Annotated in this window: 21 protein-coding genes; 16 read left to right on the top strand and 5 right to left on the bottom strand. The window is 67.8% G+C overall.

The window, feature by feature from the left end; genetic code table 11:
• Positions 1–63 precede the first annotated feature (63 nt).
• The 9 genes from V7672_RS02535 to V7672_RS02495 all read left to right on the top strand — a co-directional run bounded on the left by V7672_RS02535 (position 64) and on the right by V7672_RS02495 (position 5,813).
• Positions 64–639, top strand: coding sequence for a TetR/AcrR family transcriptional regulator (locus tag V7672_RS02535; RefSeq protein WP_335623093.1), 576 nt, complete (start codon positions 64–66; stop codon positions 637–639).
• Between the two features lie 60 nt (positions 640–699).
• Positions 700–951, top strand: coding sequence for an aa3-type cytochrome c oxidase subunit IV (locus tag V7672_RS02530; RefSeq protein WP_335623092.1), 252 nt, complete (start codon positions 700–702; stop codon positions 949–951).
• A 119-nt stretch (positions 952–1,070) separates the two neighbouring features.
• Positions 1,071–2,204, top strand: a complete 1,134-nt coding sequence (locus V7672_RS02525) for a Re/Si-specific NAD(P)(+) transhydrogenase subunit alpha (RefSeq protein WP_335623091.1) — start codon at positions 1,071–1,073, stop codon at positions 2,202–2,204.
• On the top strand, positions 2,204–2,542 hold the full coding sequence (locus tag V7672_RS02520; protein WP_209116834.1) for an NAD(P) transhydrogenase subunit alpha: 339 nt from the start codon (positions 2,204–2,206) through the stop codon (positions 2,540–2,542). Before V7672_RS02525 ends, V7672_RS02520 begins: the two co-directional genes overlap by 1 nt.
• Positions 2,543–2,545: 3 nt before the next feature.
• Positions 2,546–2,830: a hypothetical protein gene (locus V7672_RS02515; RefSeq protein ID WP_335623090.1), complete on the top strand. Its 285-nt coding sequence runs from the start codon at positions 2,546–2,548 to the stop codon at positions 2,828–2,830.
• A gap of 43 nt (positions 2,831–2,873) precedes the next feature.
• Positions 2,874–4,289: an NAD(P)(+) transhydrogenase (Re/Si-specific) subunit beta gene (locus V7672_RS02510; protein WP_335623089.1), complete on the top strand. Its 1,416-nt coding sequence runs from the start codon at positions 2,874–2,876 to the stop codon at positions 4,287–4,289.
• 257 nt (positions 4,290–4,546) lie between these two features.
• Positions 4,547–4,966, top strand: a complete 420-nt coding sequence (locus tag V7672_RS02505; RefSeq protein ID WP_335623088.1) for a hypothetical protein — start codon at positions 4,547–4,549, stop codon at positions 4,964–4,966.
• Positions 4,967–4,973: 7 nt separating this feature from the next.
• Complete coding sequence (locus V7672_RS02500) at positions 4,974–5,387, top strand: cupin domain-containing protein (RefSeq protein WP_335623087.1); 414 nt, start codon at positions 4,974–4,976, stop codon at positions 5,385–5,387.
• A 3-nt stretch (positions 5,388–5,390) separates the two neighbouring features.
• The gene (locus V7672_RS02495; RefSeq protein ID WP_335623086.1) at positions 5,391–5,813 is read left to right on the top strand and encodes a DUF1801 domain-containing protein; all 423 of its coding nucleotides are present in this window, start codon (positions 5,391–5,393) and stop codon (positions 5,811–5,813) included.
• Here the strand turns inward: V7672_RS02495 and V7672_RS02490 are convergent.
• Positions 5,798–7,303, bottom strand: a complete 1,506-nt coding sequence (locus V7672_RS02490) for a sulfotransferase (RefSeq protein ID WP_335623085.1) — start codon at positions 7,301–7,303, stop codon at positions 5,798–5,800. The genes V7672_RS02495 and V7672_RS02490 overlap by 16 nt on opposite strands.
• Before the next feature lie 69 nt (positions 7,304–7,372).
• Entirely contained in the window at positions 7,373–7,618 is a 246-nt protein-coding gene (locus tag V7672_RS02485) for a hypothetical protein (RefSeq protein WP_335623084.1), read from the bottom strand.
• 104 nt (positions 7,619–7,722) lie between these two features.
• Between V7672_RS02485 and V7672_RS02480 the strand changes: the two genes are divergently transcribed.
• From V7672_RS02480 to V7672_RS02460, 5 genes are all read left to right on the top strand, one after another.
• Positions 7,723–8,712 carry a helix-turn-helix transcriptional regulator gene (locus V7672_RS02480; RefSeq protein ID WP_335623083.1) on the top strand — a complete coding sequence of 330 codons (990 nt, stop codon included), beginning with the start codon at positions 7,723–7,725 and terminating at the stop codon, positions 8,710–8,712.
• A gap of 64 nt (positions 8,713–8,776) precedes the next feature.
• Complete coding sequence (locus V7672_RS02475) at positions 8,777–10,420, top strand: hypothetical protein (RefSeq protein WP_335623082.1); 1,644 nt, start codon at positions 8,777–8,779, stop codon at positions 10,418–10,420.
• Complete coding sequence (locus tag V7672_RS02470; protein ID WP_335623081.1) at positions 10,353–10,772, top strand: hypothetical protein; 420 nt, start codon at positions 10,353–10,355, stop codon at positions 10,770–10,772. Before V7672_RS02475 ends, V7672_RS02470 begins: the two co-directional genes overlap by 68 nt.
• A gap of 94 nt (positions 10,773–10,866) precedes the next feature.
• Positions 10,867–11,214 carry a hypothetical protein gene (locus V7672_RS02465; RefSeq protein WP_335623080.1) on the top strand — a complete coding sequence of 116 codons (348 nt, stop codon included), beginning with the start codon at positions 10,867–10,869 and terminating at the stop codon, positions 11,212–11,214.
• Between the two features lie 346 nt (positions 11,215–11,560).
• Positions 11,561–12,142: a hypothetical protein gene (locus V7672_RS02460; protein WP_335623079.1), complete on the top strand. Its 582-nt coding sequence runs from the start codon at positions 11,561–11,563 to the stop codon at positions 12,140–12,142.
• A 3-nt stretch (positions 12,143–12,145) separates the two neighbouring features.
• Here the strand turns inward: V7672_RS02460 and V7672_RS02455 are convergent, their stop codons facing one another.
• Positions 12,146–12,796, bottom strand: a complete 651-nt coding sequence (locus V7672_RS02455; protein ID WP_335623078.1) for a YoaK family protein — start codon at positions 12,794–12,796, stop codon at positions 12,146–12,148.
• A gap of 4 nt (positions 12,797–12,800) precedes the next feature.
• On the bottom strand, positions 12,801–14,222 hold the full coding sequence (locus V7672_RS02450; RefSeq protein ID WP_335623077.1) for a helix-turn-helix domain-containing protein: 1,422 nt from the start codon (positions 14,220–14,222) through the stop codon (positions 12,801–12,803).
• A 158-nt stretch (positions 14,223–14,380) separates the two neighbouring features.
• Between V7672_RS02450 and aceA the strand changes: the two genes are divergently transcribed.
• A complete protein-coding gene (aceA, locus tag V7672_RS02445; protein ID WP_335623076.1) occupies positions 14,381–15,661 on the top strand; it encodes an isocitrate lyase in 1,281 nt (426 codons plus the stop codon).
• 14 nt (positions 15,662–15,675) lie between these two features.
• Positions 15,676–15,885: a hypothetical protein gene (locus V7672_RS02440; RefSeq protein WP_335623075.1), complete on the top strand. Its 210-nt coding sequence runs from the start codon at positions 15,676–15,678 to the stop codon at positions 15,883–15,885.
• Between the two features lie 87 nt (positions 15,886–15,972).
• Here V7672_RS02440 and V7672_RS02435 read toward each other — a convergent pair whose 3' ends face one another.
• Entirely contained in the window at positions 15,973–16,662 is a 690-nt protein-coding gene (locus V7672_RS02435; RefSeq protein WP_335623074.1) for a murein L,D-transpeptidase catalytic domain-containing protein, read from the bottom strand.
• Positions 16,663–16,704: the final 42 nt, after the last annotated feature.

The raw sequence follows: 16,704 nt of genomic DNA, 5'->3' as shown, positions 1-16,704 counted from the left end.
TTCGCTTGTCAACAGCTGATGACAAAGCCATATAGGTCGTGAGGACATTAACCGGAGATCCGATTGGCCTTTCCCACCTGCGGCCCACGCCCGCGTAATGCTGCTGCCACGCGCGCCTTGATCCTCGAGGCCGCAGAAAGCCGTTTTGCGCGCGACAGTTATGACGACGTCGGCATGCGCGACATCGCCGGGGACGCCGGCGTCGACCCGGCGCTGATCGTCCGATACTTCGGCTCGAAGGAGGGCCTGTTTCGCGCGGCCCTCGATCACTGCCATGAGGGCTCGACCCTGTTCGACGAGGATCGGGCCACCTTCGGCACCCGAATCGCCCACGAGATTGTCTACGGCACCAAGAGCCCCAAGAAGATGCAGGGCCTGCAGATGATCCTGCGGTCCATTTCCTCCGCGCGCGCCATGGAGGTGGTCCAGCAACAGTCATGCGAGCGGTTCATGAACCCGCTGGCAGCCTGGATCGGCGGCGAGCACGGCCCGGTCAGCGCCCGCATGGCGGCGGCCCTGATGATGGGCATGACGGTCTCCAAGGAGGTCACCGGCGGTCTCGCCCTGAGCGAGGCAGAATGTCGCTCCCTCGAGCAAAGACTGGCCCGCGTCCTTCAGGATATCATCGACGGCGCTTGAGCCCGGCGGTCCTGTCGGTATAAGGGCCGCACACCAGACCTTCCGACCGGATGATCCCGCATGGCCACCCCCCAGACCGACAACGCCCACGGTGAGTACCAAAAGGGCACCCAGCCGGTTCACGAGCAGCAGGCGACCTATTCCCTGTTCATGAGCCTGGCCAAATGGGGCTCGCTGCACATCGCGGTGCTCATCACCTTCTTCGTCCTGTGGCTGCAACCGGGCGGCAGCATCGTCTTCGGTTTCTTCGCTGCCGCGGCGTTGGCCGTGATCGGCTTCTTCGCGCTCAAGTCCAAGCCCGCGAAGCACTGACCCCGATACATTTACAGGGGGCCGTTTTCGCGGCCCTGCCACATAAAACCAGCGCTTTACCGTGGGGGACCTGACAGCCTAGGCTGTCGCTGAACTGTCCACCCCACGGAGGGATTCGCTTGGCCGTCACTATCGCCGTGACCCGCGAACGCCGAGATGGCGAGACGCGCACTGCCCTGACACCCGACATGGTCAGAAAGCTGATCGGTATGGGTGCGACCGTCGTGGTCGAGACCGGCACCGGTCTGGGCTCGTCCATCCCCGACGCCGCCTATGCCGAGGCAGGTGCGACGGTCGCCCGCGACCTCAAGACCGCGCTGACCGGGGCTGACATCCTGATGAAGGTGCGGGGCCCCACGGCCTCCGAGATCAGCGCGCTGCGCCCCGGCGCGGTGGTCGTCGCCCTGCTGGACGCCTGGCGCGACAAGGACACGGTCCAGGCCCTGTCTGGCGCCGGCGTCACATCCTTTGCCATGGAGTTCGTGCCGCGCATTTCCCGGGCCCAGGTGATGGATGCCCTGTCGTCCCAGGCGAACCTCGCCGGCTATCGCGCGGTGATCGAGGCGGCGGCGGCCTATGGGCGCGGCTTTCCCATGATGATGACGGCGGCGGGCACGGTCGCGGCGGCCAAGGTGTTCGTCATGGGCGCCGGCGTCGCCGGGCTTCAGGCCATCGCCACCGCCCGGCGTCTGGGCGCGGTCGTCACGGCCACCGACGTCCGTCCCGCCGCCAAGGAACAGGTCGAGTCGCTCGGTGCCAAATTCGTCGCCGTCGAGGACGAGGAGTTCAAGGCCGCCGAAACCGCAGGCGGCTATGCCAAGGCGATGTCCGACGACTATCAGGCCAAACAGGCGGCCCTGACCGCCAGCCATATCGTCAAACAGGATGTGGTCATCACCACCGCCCTGATTCCCGGCCGCCCGGCCCCGCGTCTGGTCACCGCCGCCCACGTCGCCTCAATGAAGCCGGGCTCGGTGATCGTCGATCTGGCCGTCGACAACGGCGGCAATGTCGAGGGCATCAAGGCGGGCGAGCTCGCCACCACGCCGGGCGGCGTCACCCTGGTCGGCTGGACCAATATGGCCGGCCGCATCGCCTCTGACGCCTCCAGCCTCTATGCCAGAAACCTCGTCGCCTTCGTCGGCCTGATGCTCAAGGACGGCTCCCTCGCCGTCGACCTCGACGACGAAATCCTCAAGGCCGCCGCCGTGACGCACGCGGGGGCCATCGTCCATGAAGGAGTGAAGGGCTGATGGAACACGTCGACCCCACCGTCTTTCGTCTGGCCATCTTCGTGCTGGCCATCTTCGTCGGCTATTATGTGGTCTGGAGCGTCACACCGGCACTGCACACGCCGCTGATGGCGGTGACCAACGCCATCTCCAGCGTAATCATCGTCGGCGGTCTGATCGCGGCGGCGGCCGTGTCCGAGGCCTCGGGCATGAACGGCTGGATCGCCAAGGGAGCGGGCGTCGCGGCCGTGACGCTGGCCAGCGTCAACATCTTCGGCGGCTTCATGGTCACGCGCCGCATGCTGGCCATGTACCGCAAGAAAGAACGCCCCGCCGCCGCGCCGAAACCGGCCGCCTGACGCATGATGCAGCCCGACCCCACCCGCATTGCCGAAGTCGGCGCCTGGATCGCCACCGGGCTGGGCGCGGGCATGTGGATCTGGATGTTCGTCAAGGAGCGCGACCCGATCCGCCGGGTGCGGCTGAACGACTGCGGCGTCGTGCTGGTGTTCTCGGCCATCCTGACGCGGGTGGTCATCGACGGTCGCCCGCTGGACCCGTTCGACTGGGCCTTCCTGATCCTCAGCCCCCTGTTCATCGCCGCAGCCCTGTGGCGCCTCGCCCGCACCCAGGGGATGGGCCGATGAACCCGTCCCGCCGCCTGACCTCCACACTCCGGGGACCTCGCCCATGACCGCATCCCTTGCCGCCCTGGCCTATCTGGTCTCCGGTGTCCTGTTCATCCTCAGCCTGCGCGGCCTCTCCAGTCCCGAGACCAGCCGGCGGGGCAATACCTTCGGCATGGTCGGCATGGCGCTGGCCATCGCCGTGACGCTGGCGACCCTCGGCCTGACCGACGCCCTGGATCCCCTGACGCTTGGCCTGATCGCGGGCGGGGTGATCGTCGGCGGCGGGGCCGGGGCCCTGATCGCCGCGCGCGTCCAGATGACCCAGATGCCCCAGCTGGTCGCCGCCTTCCACAGCCTGGTCGGCATGGCGGCCTGCTTGGTGGCGGTGGGTGCCGTCTATGCGCCGGTCTCGTTCGGCATCGCCACGCCCGACGGCGGCATCAAGATGCTGTCGATCATCGAGCTTTCCCTCGGCGTCGCGATCGGCGCCGTCACCTTCACCGGCTCGGTGATCGCCTTTGCCAAGCTGAACGGCAATATGTCGGGCGCGCCGATCCTGCTGCCCGCCCGCCACCTGATCAACATCGGTCTGGCGCTCGCCCTCGTCTTGCTGATCGGCATTCTGATCGGCACGGGCGGCACCGCCACCTGGGCTTTCTGGGGCGTCTGCCTGATCGCCCTGATCCTCGGCGCGACGCTGATCATCCCGATCGGCGGGGCCGACATGCCGGTCGTGGTGTCCATGCTCAACAGCTACTCCGGCTGGGCAGCGGCGGCCCTCGGTTTCACGCTGGAGAACATCGCCCTGATCATCACCGGCGCCCTCGTCGGCAGCTCGGGCGCCATCCTCAGCTACATCATGTGCAAGGGCATGAACCGCAGCTTCATCTCGGTCATCCTGGGCGGCTTCGGCGGTGACAGCGGCCCGGCGGGCGCCGGTGCGGTCGAGACCCGCCCCGTCAAACAGGGCTCGGCCGAGGACGCCGCCTTCATCATGAAGAACGCCTCCAAGGTCATCATCGTCCCCGGCTATGGCATGGCCGTCGCCCAGGCCCAGCACGCCCTCAGAGAGATGGCCGACAAGCTCAAGGAGGAGGGGGTCGAGGTCAAATACGCCATCCACCCCGTCGCCGGCCGCATGCCCGGCCACATGAACGTCCTGCTGGCCGAGGCCAATGTGCCCTACGATGAGGTCTTCGAGCTGGAGGACATCAATGCCGAGTTCAGCTCCTGCGACGTGGCCTTCGTCATCGGCGCCAATGACGTCACCAACCCCGCCGCCAAGACCGACCCCCAGTCGCCGATCTACGGCATGCCGATCCTCGACGTGGAAAAGGCCGGCACCGTCCTGTTCATCAAGCGCGGCATGGGCTCGGGCTACGCCGGCGTCGAGAACGAACTCTTCTTCCGCGACAACACCATGATGCTGTTCGCCGACGCCAAGAAGATGGTCGAAGGCATCGTGAAGGGGCTTTAGGTCGGCAGAGGGCAGCCAGTGAAGATCGATACGAGGCGAGGTTGCGCTGCCATCTGCGTCGCGACCGGACGACAGTTGCTGCGCCTTGAGGCCTGATCCGTCCGATCACACAGTTTGCCAATTTGCCCCTATCTCCGCTGATCCCGGCGGAAGCCGGGACGCAGTGCTTTGACCGAAGCCTGAACGGCCAGCGTGGGGGCGCTGCCCTCCTCGATCCCGGCTTCCGCCGGGATGAGCGGGTGGATAGTCTGGTCCCTATGGGCCTCGACCAGACCTACATCCGCTTTGTTTGCTTCGAGGTCGTCGAGCGGCAGCGCAACCGGCTGGGCGTGTTTCAGGCAATGGATCTGGCCGAGCAGAGCGAGATTGCCGAGGACTGGGCGCTCAAGGAGCTCGCCGCTCTTGATCGCTGGTTCACCACTCACCTGGCCCGCCCGGACTTCTTCGTCTCCGGGGGTGACCGTTATCGCAACCGTCGGGCTAAGGCGGCCAACCAGAGCGGCCTCTCCTGGTTCAAGCCCGGGGCCGCCGAACACATTCGCCGCATGCACCGGCTCAAGGCCGCGCTGGAGGCCTGCGGCATCCACGTCGACATCCTGACCACCCGCGACCCCGGCCGCATCATCTGGCAGGATGCCCATCAGATCGTCGCCGAACCCGGCGGCCGCCGCTTCTAAGTCCCCCATGACCCCCGCCGACATCATCGCCCTGCTGGACCTTCAGCCCCATCCCGAGGGCGGGCATTACCGCGAGACCTTTCGCGATCCGCGCACGGTCGACGGGCGATCGGTCGGCACGGCCATCTATTTCCTGCTGTGTGCGGGCGAGCGGTCGAAATGGCACCGCGTCGACGCGACAGAGATCTGGCACCACTATGTCGGCGCCCCGCTGGCGCTGGACATCGACGGTATCGGTCGGCTGATCCTGGGCCCGGATATCGAGGCGGGTCAGCAGCCCCAGATCATCGTCCCGACCGGTCGCTGGCAGGCCGCCGAAAGCCTCGGCGACTGGTCCCTCGTCGGCTGCACCGTTGCCCCAGGATTCGAGTTTGCCGGTTTCGAAATGGTGGAGGATGATGCGCCGCGAGGGAGGGCCTGACCCATGTCCGAGCCGAAGACTCTGCCGACCGACGCCTCAGTTGAGGAATTCCTGGCCGCCATGCCCCATGCCGGGCGCCGGGCCGACGGGATTGAACTGGATGCCCTGCTGCGGGCGCGCACCGGTTGCGACCCCGTCATGTGGGGCGCGTCGATCGTGGGCTATGATCGCTATACCTTTGTCAACGCGACGAAGAAGGCCGCCGACTGGCCGATCATCGGCTTCTCGCCGCGCAAGGCGAACCTGACGCTCTACATCATGCCCGGCTTTGCCGAGCGGCCGGACCTCATGGACGGGCTGGGAAAGTGCAAGACCAGCGCGACCTGCCTCTATCTCAACCGGCTGGCCGATGTGGATCGCGACAAGCTGACCGCCCTGCTCGACTGGTCCATCAAGACCATGCGCGAACGCTACGGCGTGTCGTAGTCGACGCCCGGCCCGTAATAGGTGTCGAAAAACGGCTTCATGGGCGTCTCATACCGCTTCCACGCCGCTTTCGATGAGGCATAGAGCGGCTGGCGCACCTGGGCGAAGCTGGCGGTGGTCACGGCCCGGTCAGTGGCGTGGAAATCCTTGACCTGATCCTCCCATTCCAGTCCGGCGTGGTCGAGGATCCGCCGCATCCAGGTGTCTGGATCATCGACCAGCTGCTCATAGGGCACGGTCAGCAGGGTCTCGGGCGGCAGCACCTTCGTCCAGTGTTCATGCAGCCGGTCCTCGCCCCGGAAATGCCGGGCGATGTCGGTTAGAGAGCGGGTCCAGTCGGCGCCCTTCACAAACCGGGTGCGGAAGCACGACCAGGCTATCCCGGCAGGATGGCGGCGCAGCCAGATGAATTTGGCATTCGGCAGGCACTGATGGATCAGACCCAGGAACCGCGTCTGGTTCAGCGTCTTGTCGATCACCCGGCCCTCGGTGCCGAACCGCTCGTCCATCAGGTGCAGATAGGCCCGGCCGATCCGCGTGGCCAGGGTCTCTCCGCCCGGCTGGGCAAAGGCGGCGCGCACGGCCTCGGGCGTATAGCCCTGCACCGACATGGCGGCGTGGCGGAACAGGTTGACCTCGGCCCCGTCATGCACCGCCGAGTGGCTGACCAGAATCTGCTCGACCAGGGTCGTCCCTGACCGGGGCAGGCCCAGGATGAAGATCGGCCGGTCGCTGTCGACGGCGCTCTTCGGCAGGCTGTCGATGAAGGCGCCGTCATAGCCCTTCACCACCTGATCGACGAACAGGTCCGACTGATCGGCATTGAAGGTGCTGTCCGGCATCTGTAGCTGCCCGGCCTCGTGGAAGGCGGCGAACGCCTTGTCGGTCTGGCCGGTGTCGTCATAGGCCTTGCCCAGCGCATACAGCAGCACCACCCGGTTCAGGCGGCGCTCCGGGGCATGGCCGATCCGCGCGGCCAGGGCCTCCATCGCCGGAATATCGGGATCGTCGGCCGTGAATTTCTTGATGCCGGCCAGCACCGCCCAGGCGTTCTCGGCCCCCAGCGCCACGGTCGGCAGGTCGAGGATCCGGCGCAGATTGGTGATGGCCGCGTCATTGTCCCCGAACTGCACCTGACAGGTGGCCAGAAAGTGCAGCGCCGCCGGATCGTTCGGCCGTTCGCGCACCAGCGCCTGGGCCTCGCGCAGGGCTTCTTCCGAACGCCCGTTCTGGCTCAGCAGATTGGCATAGGCCTGACGCGATTCCGGCGTCGGCGCCGCGGCGATGTTCCGGCGCGCGGCCGTCAGCGCGATCGACACCTCGCCCATGGTCGCCGCCAGTCGCGAGACCGAGGCCCATTTGGTGCCGATCGGCGGATCGGCCTTGATCGCCCGGGCCAGTTTGTCGGCCGTGGTGTCGCGGTCGCGGGCCTTGAAAGCCTCCACCGCCTCATTGATCAGGCGGGCGCCGTCCTGGGGAGCCGTCGTCATACAGGTCTGTCCTCCGTAAGCCGACGAGGGCTAGCGGCCCCGGCCCCGGATCGCAAGCGCGCTCGCGGATCAGGCGGCCATCGCCGGGATCCAGCTGTCCTGATCGCTGATGCCGGGGGTCCAGCGCGCCTCGTCCCACAGCTGGTCCTCGACCGTATAGCCGGCGGTCGCCGACAGATTGATCACATCGACCACCTGTTCCTCCAGCCGGTCCCAGATGACGGCCAGATCGCTGCAGCCATCGGCATCGCACGGAACGGTCAGATAGCGGTCGGCCAGGCGGGTCGGGCGGGGCGTGGGGTTGGACGGGAACATGGGGCTGATCCTTGTTTGCGGGGCCGGATCGCTCCGGCGCTTGATGACAAGGATAGAATGGCGCACACATACGTCAGAAACGGTCGTAGGCATCCGGAGCCCCCATGCGGCATGACAAGGCAGCGTTGATCCTCGACCTGGCCCGCCGTCTGGCGGCCAGCTCCGAAGGGCTGTCGCTCGACGACATGGCGCGTGACCTCGCCGTCAGCCGCCGCACGGCCGAACGCATGCGCGACGCGGTGCTGATGATGTTCCCGGCGGTCGAGGAGGTCTCCGATCCTCCGCACAAGCGCTGGCGCATCCGCGGCGGCCTGTCGGCCTTTGAACAGGCCCCGACCGCCGGCGAACTGGTCGAGCTGGCCAAGGCCGCCTCGGGCCTCCGCCTGTCCGGTGAGCCGGGCCGGGCCGCCGCGCTGGAAGGGCTGGAGCGCAAGATCAAATCGGCCATGCGCTCGACCACCCTCAACCGGCTGGCGCCGGACCTTGAGGCGCTGGTCCGGGCCGAGACCATCGCCGTCCAGGCCGGCCCGCGCCCCACGGCGGACGAGGCCGAGCTGACCCCCATCCGCCACGCCGTCCTGGCCGAGCGCCCGCTGGGCTTTGTCTACAGCCGCCCCGGCGCCCCCTCGCGCCGGCGCATCGTCACTCCCTGCGGCCTGATGTTCGGCCGGGCCAACTATCTGGTCGCCGCCGACCGCGAGAGCGGCCGCATCCAGACCTTTCGCCTTGACCGGATGAGCGCCATCACGGTCGAGGAGGGCACCGCCCGCCCGCCCGAGGGTTTCGACCTCCAGGCCTTCGCCTCCCGCTCCTTCGGCATCTATCAGGACGAGGTCGAGGACGTGGAGCTGCGCGTCCTGCCCGAGGGGGCGGACGAGGCGCGCGCCTGGCGCTGGCACCCGACCCAGTCCTTCGAGGACCAGCCCGATGGCTCCGTGATCGTCCGCTTCACCGCCTCGGGCATGCGCGAACTGGCCTGGCACCTGTTCACCTGGGGCCATCAGGTCCGCATCCTTGCCCCGGACCGGCTCCGCACCGCCATGGCCGAGGCGCTGGAGGCCGCACAACAGGCCCTTGATCCGTCCCAAGCCTGACCAAAGCGTAAGGTGACGCCGACAATGGCAACGCTAGGGTGTCGCCTCTACGAGAGGGACCTCCATGCGCAACCTGACCCTGGCGTCCGCCGCCCTGGCCGCGATCCTGCCCCTGACCCTTGCGGCCTGCGCAGCGACAGGCCCGGCAGCCCCGGCCGTCGTCGCCGAAGCGGACACTCCGGGCGCCGATGTGTCCGTCACGCGCGACGGTGACCAGTGGACGGTCGATTACACCTTCAGCGAGGACGCCCCCGTGTGGGCCTTCATCCGTTCGTCACTGCTGATGGAGACGCGCCAGCCCTGGCGTCCGGCCGACTGGACCGTCGTCACCCCCGGCGTGGTGCTGGAGCGCGTCGGTCACCTCGACATCCTGCGCAGTCTCGACGGCGGTCCGGTGCCTCGTCAGGTCCGGCTGCAACTGGCTCCCCGCAATCATAATCTCGAGGCCGATTATCCGGTGCTGGCCTTCACCGACGGCTCGGTCGCCCTGTTCTCCGGGGCCTTCGATGTCTTCGCCCTGTCGTCGCTGGATGACGCGCGTGACCTGCCCGAGGACCTGAATGGCCAGGACATCGCCATACGCAACGCCCGCGTCACCTGGCGCGATCGCAGCGGCCCGGTGCTGGTTGAGGGCGAGCGCCAGCGTCAGGCCGTGACCGAGGACGGCGCCCTCTATGTCCTGTTCGGCCAGACCCGCATGAAGGAGGCCGAGCGCATCGTCACCGTCGCCGACCCCCAACTGCCCGCCTGGATCAGCGCCGCGATCGAGTCCTGGGCGCCCGGCGTGGCGGACTACTATGCCCGCCGTCTGGGCCCCGGCCAGACCGACCGCCCGACCATCATGGCCAGCTGGGGCGGGCCCACCCCGGGCCTCCAGAGCATGGGCGGCAGCGTCCTGCCCGGCCTGATCGTCATGAGCTTCGAGGGGATCGGCAATGCCGAGCGCTCCGACGAATCCGCCGCCTACATCCAGTGGTTCATCGGCCATGAGAGCGCCCACTTCTGGCTGGGCCAGACCGTCCGCTACGAGCGCTCCCGCGATTCCTGGATTACCGAGGGCGGGGCGGACCTGATGGCCGTGCGCGCCACAAAGGCCCTCGCTCCCTCGTACGATGCGCTCGGCATGCTGCAGGAAGAGGTCGACGACTGCGCCGCTCTCGCCGTCCGCCCGATCGAGGGCGCGGCCGCCCGCGGCGACCACCGGGCCTTCTATGCCTGCGGTGCCGTTTTCGCACTGGTCGCCGAGCGCGCCCAGTTCCGCGCCACCGGCGGCGACTGGTTCGACTTCCTCCGGCCCCTGATCGACGCCAACCGCGAGGACGGCGTCCTCACCCGCGCCGAATGGCTGGACCACCTCGACGCCGTCTCGGGTGACCCGACGCTGCGTGCCCGCATCGAGACCTTCCTCGACACCGGCACCCCCGACCCCGTCACCGCCCTCGCCGACCTCCTCCACGCCGCCGGCATCTCCCACCGGGTGGAAGAGGGCAGGGTGGTTCTGACGGAACGAGGGGGGGGGCGCTTCCCCGCCCTGAAATGCTTGGTGCCTGTCCCAAACCGGCGCTACGGTCCCGGGCATGCACATGCTCAACGACAACAGCTACGAAGAGGCCGTCGGCGCTATCCGGCACATTCTCTTCATGTACGTCGACTTGGTCCAAGGTTGGCAGGGGTTCGGCCACAACTCCGGTACTGCAGACCAGTTTGATGCCATAAAGTTCGTCGACGCCGATACCGATGGGCTGGCCTATTACGTCGATCTGGACCTGCTGCGGGCGGGCAGCGCAATCGCTATCCTTTGCCAATTTTACGACATTTGGAGCGAAGAAGGCGACCTGACGGGTAATATCTTCCTCGCCGATTACCAAGCGGCTGTGGACGCCGGACGGCTGGCCGCCTTTCCGGATATCGAGGCGGTCATCCGGACAGCCCTCGCCCGCGATCCCATGCCGCTCGAGGACCCATGGTTCGAGGATGCCGTCATGCCGATCTATCGCAAATATGTCCTCGGCTTCTTCGCGTGCCTCGCGGTGTCGGATCGGTCTGTGGCGTCGGTCTGATCTCATGGGAAAGCCTCTCGCCTGTTCGGTCAGCTTTCAAATCCGTCACCCGGTTGCGACCGCCCGGGATCTTGCGGTCGGACTGCCTTGGACAATGACGGCCGGGTGGACCGCTGGCGAGCCGCGCGTCACGCCGACGGGGCGTCCTCTCGGCGGTGTCAGGGAGGAGAGCTACTGCTCCTTCCGCATCGCCCGTCGGGACGACGGCGAAATGGCTCGCAGCATTTCGGAGATAATGGACGTTCTCGAAGCCCATCGCGCTCACCTGGAGGAGATCAGCCGGACGGGCGGTCGACTGAACATCTTTGTTTTCTGGCGTGCGGGGGGCGATACGGGCGAAACGTTTAACGCCGACCTTCTCGGTCGACTGGCCTCGCTGAATGTCGACCTCGGGATCAATGTCTATGATGATCGCGGATCACAGGATCAGAACGACGCGTGAGCGCTGGCGCGATTTCCGGGATGACACCCCGAACCCTTCACCCGCACCGCCGCCCCCTCCGGCCCGACCCTTGCGCGTCGCGCCACCTCCCCCATACGGGGGGAGGAGATGAAAAGGCGGCCCCGGCCCATGGGCACTCGCCCTCGATCCCCGCACCCCCTCGCTGTGTCCTCCGTGGCTTTTATTCGCTGTGTTCTCTGTGATGAACCTTGGACCGTCAGCCGCATCATCACCCTCATACGCCGCGCACGCCCCGGCCCCCATCGGCCCTGCGGGCCACTTCCCCCGAGGGGGGAAGAATGCCACCCGTCCGTTTCTGACGCACCCGCGTGCCAACGTCCCTGCCATGACACAGGCTGCTCCCTCTCCCTCCGCCCCTGACGACGTCTGGACGGTCGCGCGCGAGGCCTATCTGGCGGGGTCGACCGCCGCCATGGTCTGTCGCGAGCTGGCGCTGCCGCCGTCGACCTTCTGGCAGCGCGCTGCGCGTGAGGGCTGGCTGCGCCGCGACCATCCCCGCCGCGCCGACCCCCTGCCGCCGCCCGCGCCGGTCGATCTGGATCAGCCCGTGGACGATCTGTGGACCGCGCTCGACAAGGTCTGGCACCGCATCTGCGCCGCGCTGGATGCGGGCGATGCCGCAGGCGCCGCGCGCTGGACGCGGGTCCATGCCCAGCTGAAGGCCACGGCCGTCGCCGAGGGCCGGGCCGAGGCCGCCGACCGAAGGCGCGCAGCCCATGAGCAGAGCCTCGACGCCCTGCGCTCCAGTCAGGCGGTCATGCGCGCGGCCGAGGCCCAGCTGGCCGCCGTGCGCGCCGCCCGTGCCGCTCCGGATATGGAGAAAGTGGAGTCTGTTTTGCCGGACTCCGACTCCCGCCCGCTGAACCGCGCCGAACGCCGACGTTTGCGGAAACGGGGAGGCCCCTGAGACTCAACCGGGGTCGGATCGCTGTCTCAAGCGGCTCGCAGACACCCCCGTCAGCGCCAGCATGGCCAGCACCGGAGCGATCAGGGCATTGGCCCCGAACTGCGCGAACCCGGCCGCCCCCAGCACCGATCCCGTTAGAAGGCCCAGCCAGAGCAACAGATACGGCACCCACCCCAGGCGCTCTCCGCCCCACAGCGCCACGGTGATCCGCTTGCCCAGCTTCACCAGTGTCCCGGTCATATAGGTCAGTCCGACGCGCACCTCGCCGTCCTCGGCAAAGACGGTGTTCTGCGCGCCCATGGCCAAGGCCAGCGGGATCGCTGCGACGATCCCCAGCCCCAGCCAATGCAGGACAAGCGCCAGTGTCAAAAGCCCCGTCACCAGAGCGAGGGTTGCCGGTTCCTTGTGCGCCCGGGCCAGACGACCGACGCTGGCGCCCAAGATCACGCCCAGGACAAAGGTGGCGATCAGCCCGCCGGCGACCACGGCCGTCCGGCTTCCTTCTTCAAGGCCGACGCCCAGCCGGGTCGAGTTTCCGCTCATGAACGACACGAAGAAGCCGCCGGTCATCAGAAAGCCGATCACATCGACGAACCCGGCCACGGCGGAAAAACAGCCCGCCATGATCCGGGTGCGCGGGTCGAGCTGGATCATGGGTTCACCCCGCCTCAAACGGATAGGGGCTGACCGACTTGGTCCAGTCGTCGACGGCCAGCGGCCGATCCAGCGGCGGCGCCGCGCGCTCGGCGCAGGGGTGGCGCAGGCACAGCCGGCAGGCCGGGCCGATCGGCGTGACCTCGGGCGCGGTCAGGTCCAGTCCGCGGCTGTAGACCAGTCGCGGCGCATGCTTCAGCTCGCACCCCAGACCGATGGCCAGATCCTGCCCATCTTCGGCGCCGTCCCCCTGTCGCCCGACCGTCCGCGCCAGGGTGAACCAGCGTCCGCCCTCCGGCGTCTCGATGATCTGGGTGACGATCCGCCCCGGCGTGCGAAAGGCCGAATGCAGCCGCCAGCGGGGGCAGGCTCCACCGAACCGCGAGAACGGAAAGGCGCCCGAGGCATAGCGTTTCGAAATATTGCCCGCCTGGTCGACCCGCATCAGGAAGAAGGGCACTCCCCGCGCCGTGGGCCGGGACAGGGTGGTCAGCCGGTGGGCCGCCTGTTCGAACGATACGCCGAACCGCGCGGTCAGCCGCCCGAGGTCATAGGCCGTGTCCTCGGCCGTCGCCTGAAACGCGCCGTAGGGCATCAGGGTCGCGGCCGCCAGCGTATTGGTCAGCGACACCTTCAGCAGCCGCCGGGTGGCCTCGTCCGGGGGGCGGGCCGCCCCGGTCATCGCCTCCAGCTCGGCTCCGTGCTCGCTCAAGGCCAGCTGATAGGCTACGGCAAAGGCGCGCGACGACGGCCCCAGCGTCTCCGACAGCAGCAGCCGCCGCCGGTGCGGATCGAACCGCCGCGTCCACTCCACCATCACCTCGGCGGGCATGACCCGGACGGTCAGGTGGTGCCGGGTCGCCAGACGCGCCCGCGCTGCCGCCTCAAAGCTGTCGTGCACCCCGCCCGCCGGGTCGAACAGGGCGGCATGAAGCGCCTCGCCCAGCGTATCCAGCTCGGCGAAATGGTTGTTGCGCGACTGGATGTGGTCGCGCACCCAGTCGGACGGCGTGCCGGTCTCGATCCCGCCGTGCTCGGCCTCGATCCGCGCGCGCCCGCGCTGTTCGGCCAGTGATCGGTAGATGCGGATCAGCGCCTCGGCCGCCCCCGGCAGGTCCTCGCCCAGCTGCAGGATCTCGTGGCGCGGCACGCTGATTCCGGCGAACAGGGGGTCGGCGAACACCTCGGCCAGTTCGGCCTCGCCGACCCCGCCCTGGTTCAGGGCGCGCAGATCGACGTCATAGGTCTCGGCCAGCCGCAGCAGCAGCTGGGCCGTAACGGGTCGCTGATTGCGCTCTATGTGATTGAGATAGCTGGGAGAAACGCCCAGATCGGCGGCCATGGCCGTCTGTGTCAGGTCCAGCTCGCGCCGCAACCGCTTGAGGCGTCCCCCCAGAAACAGCTTGCGATCAGAGGACTCGGCCATGGCTGCAGTCTGTCATATTATGACCGGGGCACAAGTGTCATGATGTGACTAACTGTCAGGAATGCGACCGGCGCGCGTGTATCAACCGTGACCGTCGCGTGTTTCCTTCCTCGCAACCGGTGGCGACCGCCGCCTGCATCCAAGACGAGGGAATACCCATGACCACTTTCGCTGACCTGGTGCCGTCGCCCAAGGGCCGCTTCGACGGGATCGAGCGTCCCTATACGCCTGAGGATGTGCTGCGCCTGCGCGGCTCGGTGCCGATCACCCACACCCTGGCCGAGCGCGGCGCCAACCGCCTGTGGGAGCTGCTGCACACCGAGCCCTACATCAATGCGCTGGGCGCCGTGACCGGCAACCAGGCGATGCAGATGGTCCGCGCGGGCCTGAAGGCCATCTATCTGTCCGGATGGCAGGTCGCCGCCGACGCCAACACCGCCGGCGCCATGTACCCGGACCAGTCGCTCTATCCCGCCAATGCCGCGCCGGAACTGTGCCGCCGCATCAACCGCACCCTGCAGCGCGCCGATCAGATCGAGCACGCCGAGGGCGGCGCCAAGCGCGAGTGGTTCGCCCCGATCGTCGCCGATGCCGAAGCCGGCTTCGGCGGGCCACTGAACAGCTTCGAGATCATGAAGGCCTTCATCGAGGCGGGCGCTGCCGGCGTCCACTTCGAGGACCAGCTGGCCAGTGAGAAGAAGTGCGGCCACCTGGGCGGCAAGGTGCTGATCCCGACCCAGGCGCACGAGCGCAATCTGGTCGCCGCCCGTCTGGCCGCCGATGTCATGGGCACACCCACCATCACTGTCGCCCGCACCGACGCCGAGTCGGCCCAGCTGATCACCTCGGATGTGGACGAGCGCGACCACCCCTTCATCAACCGCGAGGATCGCACGCCCGAGGGCTTCTTCCGGCTCAAGCCCGGCACCGGTCTGGACCACTGCATCGCGCGCGGTCTCGCCTATGCCAAGACCGCCGACCTGCTGTGGTGGGAGACCTCCCACCCCGACCTCGACGATGCGAAGAAGTTCGCCGAGGCCATCCAGAAGGAGCACCCCGGCAAGCTGATGGCCTACAACTGCTCGCCTTCCTTCAACTGGGAGGCCAAGCTGGACAAGGAGACCATCGCCAAGTTCCAGCGCGAGCTGGGCGCCATGGGCTACAAGTTCCAGTTCGTGACCCTGGCGGGCTTCCACAGCCTCAACAACGGCATGTTCGAGCTGGCCTCGGGCTACCGCGACCGCGGCATGGCGGCCTATTCCGAGCTGCAGCAGCGCGAGTTCGCCAACGAGGCCACCGGCTACACTGCCACCCGTCACCAGCGCGAGGTCGGCACCGGCTATTTCGACCAGGTCGCTACCGTCATCTCGAACGGCCAGTCCTCGACCACGGCGCTCAAGGACTCGACCGAAACCGCCCAGTTCGTCGCCGCCGAATAAGGAAGGACCCCACCATGGAACCGATCAAATCCACCGACGGCATCATCGACTTCTGCCTGGCCCCGCTCAGCCTCGACACGGGCTCCGAGGCGGAACGCGAGGTCCGCCGCCGCATGACGCACGTCATCCGCACGCTTCAGGCCAAACTGGCCGGCCCGGTCGCCGTCGACTTCTCGAACATGCCCTCACAGGTCATCAACGAGGCCGCCCACGGCTACGAATAAGGAAATCCTCCCCGCCTGCGGGGAAGCCAAGAAAAAAGGGGCGCCGCCTGCTGGCTGGCGCCCCTTTGTCATTTCAGGAGATGGGGCTCAGCTGAAGGCGAACAGCAGGCGGCCCTCGCCCATCCGCTCGCGCAGGCCCGGCAGGTCCGCGTGGGCCACCGAGAAGCATCCGTACGACCGGCCCAGCTTGCCCTCGCGCTCGAGGAAGTCCGGGTCGGCATAGTCGGCGCCGTGCACGATGATGGCCCGCTCGCGCGCCTTGTCGTTCGAATACTCCAGCCCGTCCAGCAGCACATTCGGCCCCTGTTGCGGTCCGTGGCTGGCCCCGGCCGTCACATAGCTGCCGACCGAGGACATGAAGCTCTCGGGCGTGTTCGAGAAGGCGCGCGGCACGCCCGTGTGCTCGGGGTCGGAACCCCGTCCGTGGCTGGTGCGCATGGCGGTGACCGTCCCGGCCAGCAGGTCGACCTCGAACAGGCGCGGCTCGGCTGAGTGCACCTTGAAGTCGACCAGATACATGCGGTCGCGTTGCGGGATGCGGCGGTGGTGGATGTCCAGCGCGGCCATGGCCCGGTCCATGACTTCCTTGCGGACCATGCCCTTGGGATCGAGCGGCGCGGGGTCGGCCTGGACCAGTACGGTCGGCTCGACGGCCGGGGCCGGAGGCTGCGGCATGACCAGCGGCGTGGCCAGCTCGACCGTGCTCGCGGTGGCGGAAGAGCATCCCGCCAGCAGCGCGGAGCCTCCCAGTATCAGTCCTCGTCTCGATATCCGCATGCGACGCCCTCTTGCGGTTCAACGATCATGACAGGTTGTTTC

It is taken from the genome of Brevundimonas sp. (assembly GCF_036963785.1).
In the GTDB taxonomy this organism is placed as follows: Bacteria; Pseudomonadota; Alphaproteobacteria; order Caulobacterales; family Caulobacteraceae; genus Brevundimonas.
This window is presented reverse-complemented; position numbering and strand designations above follow the sequence as displayed.

Excerpts from the sequence above, each read along its gene's own strand:
- V7672_RS02530 (WP_335623092.1), top strand. The coding sequence starts at position 700 with ATGGCCACCCCCCAGACCGACAACGCCCACGGTGAGTACCAAAAGGGC.
- V7672_RS02520 (WP_209116834.1), top strand. The coding sequence starts at position 2,204 with ATGGAACACGTCGACCCCACCGTCTTTCGTCTGGCCATCTTCGTGCTG.
- V7672_RS02515 (WP_335623090.1), top strand. The coding sequence starts at position 2,546 with ATGATGCAGCCCGACCCCACCCGCATTGCCGAAGTCGGCGCCTGGATC.
- V7672_RS02510 (WP_335623089.1), top strand. The coding sequence starts at position 2,874 with ATGACCGCATCCCTTGCCGCCCTGGCCTATCTGGTCTCCGGTGTCCTG.
- V7672_RS02505 (WP_335623088.1), top strand. The coding sequence starts at position 4,547 with ATGGGCCTCGACCAGACCTACATCCGCTTTGTTTGCTTCGAGGTCGTC.
- V7672_RS02500 (WP_335623087.1), top strand. The coding sequence starts at position 4,974 with ATGACCCCCGCCGACATCATCGCCCTGCTGGACCTTCAGCCCCATCCC.
- V7672_RS02495 (WP_335623086.1), top strand. The coding sequence starts at position 5,391 with ATGTCCGAGCCGAAGACTCTGCCGACCGACGCCTCAGTTGAGGAATTC.
- V7672_RS02490 (WP_335623085.1), bottom strand. The coding sequence starts at position 7,303 with ATGACGACGGCTCCCCAGGACGGCGCCCGCCTGATCAATGAGGCGGTG.
- V7672_RS02485 (WP_335623084.1), bottom strand. The coding sequence starts at position 7,618 with ATGTTCCCGTCCAACCCCACGCCCCGCCCGACCCGCCTGGCCGACCGC.
- V7672_RS02480 (WP_335623083.1), top strand. The coding sequence starts at position 7,723 with ATGCGGCATGACAAGGCAGCGTTGATCCTCGACCTGGCCCGCCGTCTG.
- V7672_RS02475 (WP_335623082.1), top strand. The coding sequence starts at position 8,777 with ATGCGCAACCTGACCCTGGCGTCCGCCGCCCTGGCCGCGATCCTGCCC.
- V7672_RS02470 (WP_335623081.1), top strand. The coding sequence starts at position 10,353 with ATGTACGTCGACTTGGTCCAAGGTTGGCAGGGGTTCGGCCACAACTCC.
- V7672_RS02465 (WP_335623080.1), top strand. The coding sequence starts at position 10,867 with ATGACGGCCGGGTGGACCGCTGGCGAGCCGCGCGTCACGCCGACGGGG.
- V7672_RS02460 (WP_335623079.1), top strand. The coding sequence starts at position 11,561 with ATGACACAGGCTGCTCCCTCTCCCTCCGCCCCTGACGACGTCTGGACG.
- V7672_RS02455 (WP_335623078.1), bottom strand. The coding sequence starts at position 12,796 with ATGATCCAGCTCGACCCGCGCACCCGGATCATGGCGGGCTGTTTTTCC.
- V7672_RS02450 (WP_335623077.1), bottom strand. The coding sequence starts at position 14,222 with ATGGCCGAGTCCTCTGATCGCAAGCTGTTTCTGGGGGGACGCCTCAAG.
- aceA (WP_335623076.1), top strand. The coding sequence starts at position 14,381 with ATGACCACTTTCGCTGACCTGGTGCCGTCGCCCAAGGGCCGCTTCGAC.
- V7672_RS02440 (WP_335623075.1), top strand. The coding sequence starts at position 15,676 with ATGGAACCGATCAAATCCACCGACGGCATCATCGACTTCTGCCTGGCC.
- V7672_RS02435 (WP_335623074.1), bottom strand. The coding sequence starts at position 16,662 with ATGCGGATATCGAGACGAGGACTGATACTGGGAGGCTCCGCGCTGCTG.